The organism is Micromonospora sp. NPDC049580 (assembly GCF_040675595.1).
Taxonomy (GTDB): domain Bacteria; phylum Actinomycetota; class Actinomycetes; order Mycobacteriales; family Micromonosporaceae; genus Micromonospora.
Genome location: NZ_JBFAPG010000389.1, coordinates 1 through 6,057 on the forward strand (window position 1 = coordinate 1; position 6,057 = coordinate 6,057).

Below are 6,057 nucleotides of genomic sequence, written 5' to 3' on the forward strand. Positions count from 1 at the left end.
GGCGAATCGGGGTTGTAGCCGTAGCTGGGCCCCACCACCGCCCGCCGCGACTCGCCGCCCTCGTGGGCGGCCAGGTGCGCGGCGAGGAACTCCGGGCCCACCATCGACCCGGTGTCGAGAATGACCAGCAGCCCGCCGACCGCCATCCGGGCCGCGCCGTTGCGCGCGGACGCGACCCGGAACCCGCGGTCCTCCTGATGGAAGTACGTGATGTGCAACAGGTCGGCGTAGGACCGCACGACGTCGGCGGTGTGATCGGTCGACCCGTCATCACCCACGATCACCTCGAAATCGTCGGTGGGAATCGTCTGCCGGACGAGCTGCCGAAGGGTCTCCGACAGCAGGTCGGCTGAGTTGTAGGTCGCGATGATGACGGATGCCCGCCGCCGGTGGCCCATGGTTCTCCTTCGCATGGTCGGTCCAGCTCTTCGAACTGGCCTACGGGTTCACGAGGTTGCCGGGCCGGCGTACGAGATGGTGCGCCGGCCGATCCGGTCGGCCTCGGCCAGGATCTCCGCACCCCAGGTGCCCCAGAGGCCGGCCATCCGGGAGGTGATGACGACCGTGTCGACGCTGTCGTCGGCCAGCAGCGTGTGCAGCCCGACGGCGTGGTAGCCGCTGTGGTCCCCCGAACGCACGGCACGGTCGAGGAGCTGGTCGTCGAAGTCGACGAGGATCGCGCTGGTCACCGTCGCGGGCAGCTCGGCGCCGCATCCGATGATGGCGACCGACTCGTCGGCCGGCACGTCCGCCAGGGCCCTGGCGATCTCGTCGGAGACGCTCAGGCCGCCGGTCTGCTGCCGCCAGTCCAGAAGCTCCCGGTACGTCTGCTCCCAGGCCCAGAACTCCCCCTTGTCGAGCATCACGCCCAAGCCCATCTCGACCACGGGCTCCGGGAACTTGCTCAGGAACATCCGCATGTTCGCGAAGAGCGCGTCGTAGTTCGCCTTGTGATCGCGGTCGTGCGGCGCCACCACGACCCAGGCGTCGGGCGCGATCTCGATCGTCAGACCGGCCCGTTGCAGCCGAAGCGCCAACTCCATGTCCTCGCCGCCCCAGCCCTCGAACTTCTCCTCGAAGCCGCCGACCCGGCGGAAGTCGTCGGTCCGCACAGAGGAGTTCAAGGTCCAGAATGCCTGCCAGGCCACCAGTCGCCGGCTCAGGTCCATCTCGCAGTCGGCGAAGTAGGACTGGCGGATGTCCTGGAAGTCGGGTAGGTCGCGGAACTGCTCCACCGCCGTCTCCGGGGACATCTGCGCGAGAAGCTCGTCCACCCCCGCCATCGGCACCTCGGGGTTGTAGCCGTAGCTGAGGCCGATCACCGCCCGCCGCGACTCGCCGCCCTCGTGGGCGGCCAGGTGCGCGGCGAGGAACTCCGGGCCGACCATCGAGCCGGTGTCGAGAGTGATCAGCAGCGAGCCGACGGCGAGCCGGGCGGCGGCGTTGCGCGCGGCGGCGGCACGGAATCCCCGGTCCTCCTGAAAGACGTACTTGACCTGGAGGGTGCCGGCGAAGGACCGCACCACCTCGGCGGTGTGATCGGTCGAACCGTCATCGCCGACGATCACCTCGAACTCGTTGGTGGGAATCGTCTGCCGGACGAGGTAACGCAGTGTGTCGGCCAGCAGGTCGGCCGAGTTGTAGGTCGCGATGATGACGGATACCCGGATCCGATGGCCCATTTCTCTCTCCCTCGTGTGGTCGGTCAGCTGTAGGCCTTGGCCTGGATGGCGAACATCTCGGCGTAGGAGCCGCCGGCGCGCATCAGGGTGTCGTGGTCTCCGACCTCGAGCAGTTGCCCGTCGCCGACCACGATGATCTTGTCTGCCATCCGTGCCGTGGAGAAGCGATGCGAGATCAACACCGTGATCGCCCCGGTCCGCGCGCTGGTGCGCCTCGCGTGTTCGGCGTAGCGCTCGAACAGCTCGTGTTCGGCCTGCGGGTCGAGGGCCGATGTGGGTTCGTCGAGCAGCAGCAGCATCGGGTTGTCCCGCATGAGCGCCCGACCCAGGGCGAGCTTCTGCCACTGCCCGCCGGACAACTCGGCGCCATCGGCGTACGACGTGCCGAGCTGGGTGGACAACCCGTCCGGCAGGGCGCGCAGGACGTCGGTGGAGTGTGCCTTCACCAACGCGTCGTTGACCGCGGCCTCGTCCGACACCCGCGCCACGTCACCGACACCGACCGCCTCGAGCGCCCGGATCTCGTACCGCACGAAGTCCTGGAAGCCGGCGGCCATCCGCTCGCGCCACCGCTCGACGGGCAGCCGTCGCAGGTCGACACCGTCGACGAGGATCCGGCCGGCCGTGGGCTGGTAGAAGCCGCACAGCAGCTTGACCAGGGTCGTCTTGCCGGCGCCGTTCTCACCGACGATCGCCACCGTGCTGCCGGCGGCCAGCGTCAGGTTGACATCGCGCAGCGTCGGCCGTTCGGCGCTCGGGTAGCTGAAGCTCACGTTCTCGAAGGCGATCCCGGTGACCAGCCGGTCCGGAACGGGCTGGTCGGCCAGGGACCCGGCGCCGGCGACCGCGTCGCGCAACCGATCCAGCCGTAGATAGGTGTTGGCGAGACGTTGCAGTTGTTGCAGCTGCGTGACGGCGCCGGTCACCTGCTGGTTGACCTGGGTGGCCAGCACGATGACCAGGACCACCTCGCCGACCATCTGCTGCCCGGCTATCGCGTTGCGCACGACGAGCAACACCGCTCCGACGTACGCGAGGCCGAAGACGACCTGACCCGCCGCGCGTAGCGCCATGGCCTTGAGGTGCGCGCCGTAGAGGCCACGGGTGGCGGTTCGCCACAGGCTCGCGTACCGCTGCCGGAGTTCCTTCTCCACGCCGAACACCCGCAGCTCGCCGGCGTAGCGGGCGGTGGTGGTGGCCTGGAAGAGGTTGAGCGCGACACGGGTCGGCTCGGCGACCGCCGTCTTGGCCCGCTCCAGGGCGCTTTCCGCCAGCCGACCGGTGAACAACGGCACGGCCGCGGCCACCGGGAGCAACAGCAGCAACGGGCTCTGCCACGCCAGGATCGCCGCGCCCAGGACGACCGCCAGCACCATCGTCGCCGCCTGGAACAGCGACTCCATGCTGCTGCGGAACTGCCCGCTGTCCTGGACCAGGACGGTGAGCTCGTCGACCTGTTCGGGGCGCTCGTGATGGCCGATCCCCTCAGATCCGTTGGAGACCGCCAGCAACTCCCGGTGCAGGTCCAGCTCGATCAGTTCGGACAGCTCGAAGTACGCGACCATGGCGAACTGGCCGGAGGACTGCGCCAGGATGGCGAGCAGGGCCACCACCGCGCCCAACACGGCGGCCTCGGTCGCGTCCCCGCCGATGACCGCGTCGGTCATCATGCCGAGCGCGACGGCGAGCAGGGCGGCCGACGCGGCCAGGGCCAGCATGAGGAAGGTGGCGACCACGGTCTTGCGCGCGTCGATCCGCCATGCCGCGGACAGCAGCTTGCCGACGCCGGAGAACATCTCCCTCACAGCAGCACCTCGTCCCGGTCCGTGTCGGTGTTGTCGGCGAAGCGGTTGGCCTGCAACCTGAACAGCTCGGCGTAGCGCCCGTTGCGGGCCAGCAACTGGTCGTGTGAGCCCTCCTCGCTGACCCGGCCGTCGTGCAGCACCACGATCTTGTCGGCGTGCCGGACCGTCGAGAAACGATGGGAGATGAGCAGCGTGGTGGCACCCTGGGTGAGCGCCGCGAACTGATCGAAGAACTGCGCCTCGGCGCGTACGTCGAGGCTCGCTGTCGGTTCGTCGAGCACGACGACCGACGCGCCGTGGCGCAGCGCGAACAGGGCCCGCGCCAGCGCCAGCCGCTGCCACTGGCCGCCCGACAGCTCGGCGCCGCCGGTGACATGCGCGGCCAGCGGCGTGTCCAGGCCGCGGGGCAGCGAGTTCAGCACGTCGGTCAGGCCCATCGCGGCCACGGCCTCCCGGACGCCGTCCCGATCGTCCGCCGAGCCCACCGCGCCGAACGCCACGTTGTCCGCGGCGGAGAACTCGTAGCGCAGATAGTCCTGGAAGATCACGGCGAGCCGGGCCCGCCACTGCGACAGCTCGAACGTGCGGATGTCGACCCCGTCGAGGCGTACGGCGCCGCGGTCGGGCTCGTAGAGCCGTGCGAGCAGCTTCACCAGGGTGGTCTTGCCCGCGCCGTTGAGCCCGACGATCGCGGTGCAGCTGCCGACCGGGATTCGCAGGTCCAGGCCGTCGAGCACCGGCCGGTCCTGACCGGGATAGTGGAACGACACGTCGTCGAAGTGGATCTCACTGACCGGCTCGGGTGCCGGGCTCCCGGAGCCGGTCGGCTCCAGCACGGTGTACCGGTCGATGTGATCGGAGAACCGTCGCACCGCCCGGTGGGTCTCGGTGCCGATCGCGGTCTCCAGGTCGGCTTCCGGGTAGAACACCGACAGCCGGATGGCGCCCAGTGCCGCCTGCATGATCAGGACGAACTCGGTAAGCGTCAGCGTGCTGATCGCGGTGGCGCCGATCGTCGCGAAGATCGCTCCGCAGGCGAGCAGGCTGAACCCGGTGGACCACACACCGGGCCACAGGTAGACGCGCCGCCGCGCCGCCCACAGCGGTGTGAACCACGCGCGGTAGGACGAGCGCATCTCGCCGTCCATCCAGTTCGCCAGCCCGAAGACCCGGATCTCCTTGCCCGCCGGCGCCTGCACGGCCAGGTTGCGGACGTACTCCACCTTGTTCTGCTGGGGCATGAGGCTGAACCGGGCATGGGCGTAGCGGCGCAGGCCGCCGCGCTGCACGTTGCGGAACCACAGCACGGTCACGGCCACCGCCAGGGCCGCCCACCAGGAATAGACGACGCCGATGATGGCCGTGTAGCCGGCCAGTTGGCCGTACCGCGCGATCAGCGCGAGAGTGCCGGCGCAGGCGCTGCCCGGCCCCCACATCTGCAGGCCGTGTTCCAGCTCGCGGGCGGCGTAGCGCAGGTCGGCGAGGACGGACTGGTCCTCCATCGGCCCGACCCCGGTGCTGCGCGTGGACGCCCGCATCACGTCGTCCACCACGGTGCCGTCGATCCGCCGCGCCAGCAGCTCGCCCAGCGAGAGCTGGGCCGGAGCCAACACCTGTTGCAACACGAAGATGCCGGCCGCCGCCGCGAAGACCGGCACCAGCTCCCGCCAGGCCGTCGAATCGAGGCCGCCGTCCACCGCCCCCGGCACCTTGCCGAGCACCACGCTGGACGTGATGACGAACGCGATGGGCAGCGCGGCGAGGAGCAGGTTGAGCAGGAGGAGCGCGCCGAGGAGGCCGAAGCCCGCTCTGGGCATCAGGCGGAGGATGCTCGCACGCGCGGATATCAGTCCCCACAGGCTGCTGCGCATGGTCATCGATCTCCCTACTCGACCGCCGGTGCTGTCACTGCTCCGACGAACGTCGAGCGGTCGAGATCGACACGAGGGCCGAATTCCCTCGCGGAAGATGGTCGGATCGCACCGACCCGGCAACAACGCGGCAATGTGGGAGAAGAGCTCGCGGCATGTCGATCCGTCGCCCTCTGCGCCCCGGCAGAGTTCAGCGGGCCCGATCCCCGCGCGGCGGCACCCCGCGGTCGGTCAGACGTCGGCCTCGATGGCGAAGGTGTTGCCGTCCGGGTCCTGGAACCACGCGATACGACCACCGCCGGCCCGCTCGGTGATCCCCTTCGGGTCGTGTTCGATCTGCTCGTAGCGGGCGAACTCGACGCCGGACGAGGTCAGCTCGTCGACGATCTCGTCGATGTCGTCGACGTACCACGTCGCCAGCGTCGCCTGGGTCTTCCCGGCGGTGACCGACTGGTACACGTTGAGGGCCGGACCGCCACCGGAGGCGTAGATGCGGCTGCCGTCGGCGATGGTGGCGCTGGGCGCGGACCACAGCGCCACCAGGCCCAGCTTGCCTTCGTAGAACGCGACGGCCCTCGCGATGTCGGACACGGCGACCGATGTTCTCAGGTGGTGTGCATTCAATGGCATGACCCACCCTGGCACGGACGGGCGGCCCTGGCACGCGACGCGGGGCGGGTTCGGCGTGGTGCCGAGCCC

At 69.8% G+C, this 6,057-nt stretch carries 5 protein-coding genes; all 5 read right to left on the reverse strand.

Annotated features, from left to right (window positions below; all coding sequences use genetic code 11):
* A partial coding sequence (locus AB0J68_RS24830) for a glycosyltransferase (protein WP_363940612.1) occupies nucleotides 1-398 on the reverse strand: 398 nt, incomplete at its 3' end.
* Between the two features lie 48 nt (nucleotides 399-446).
* Complete coding sequence (locus tag AB0J68_RS24835) at nucleotides 447-1,682, reverse strand: glycosyltransferase (RefSeq protein ID WP_354856229.1); 1,236 nt, start codon at nucleotides 1,680-1,682, stop codon at nucleotides 447-449.
* A gap of 23 nt (nucleotides 1,683-1,705) precedes the next feature.
* Nucleotides 1,706-3,478 carry an ABC transporter ATP-binding protein gene (locus tag AB0J68_RS24840; RefSeq protein WP_363940615.1) on the reverse strand — a complete coding sequence of 591 codons (1,773 nt, stop codon included), beginning with the start codon at nucleotides 3,476-3,478 and terminating at the stop codon, nucleotides 1,706-1,708.
* Between the two features lie 5 nt (nucleotides 3,479-3,483).
* Nucleotides 3,484-5,304 (reverse strand): ABC transporter ATP-binding protein, encoded by a 1,821-nt coding sequence (locus AB0J68_RS24845; RefSeq protein WP_363940613.1) that lies wholly within the window; start codon nucleotides 5,302-5,304, stop codon nucleotides 3,484-3,486.
* A gap of 285 nt (nucleotides 5,305-5,589) precedes the next feature.
* On the reverse strand, nucleotides 5,590-5,949 hold the full coding sequence (locus AB0J68_RS24850; protein WP_363940614.1) for a VOC family protein: 360 nt from the start codon (nucleotides 5,947-5,949) through the stop codon (nucleotides 5,590-5,592).
* Nucleotides 5,950-6,057 lie beyond the last annotated feature (108 nt).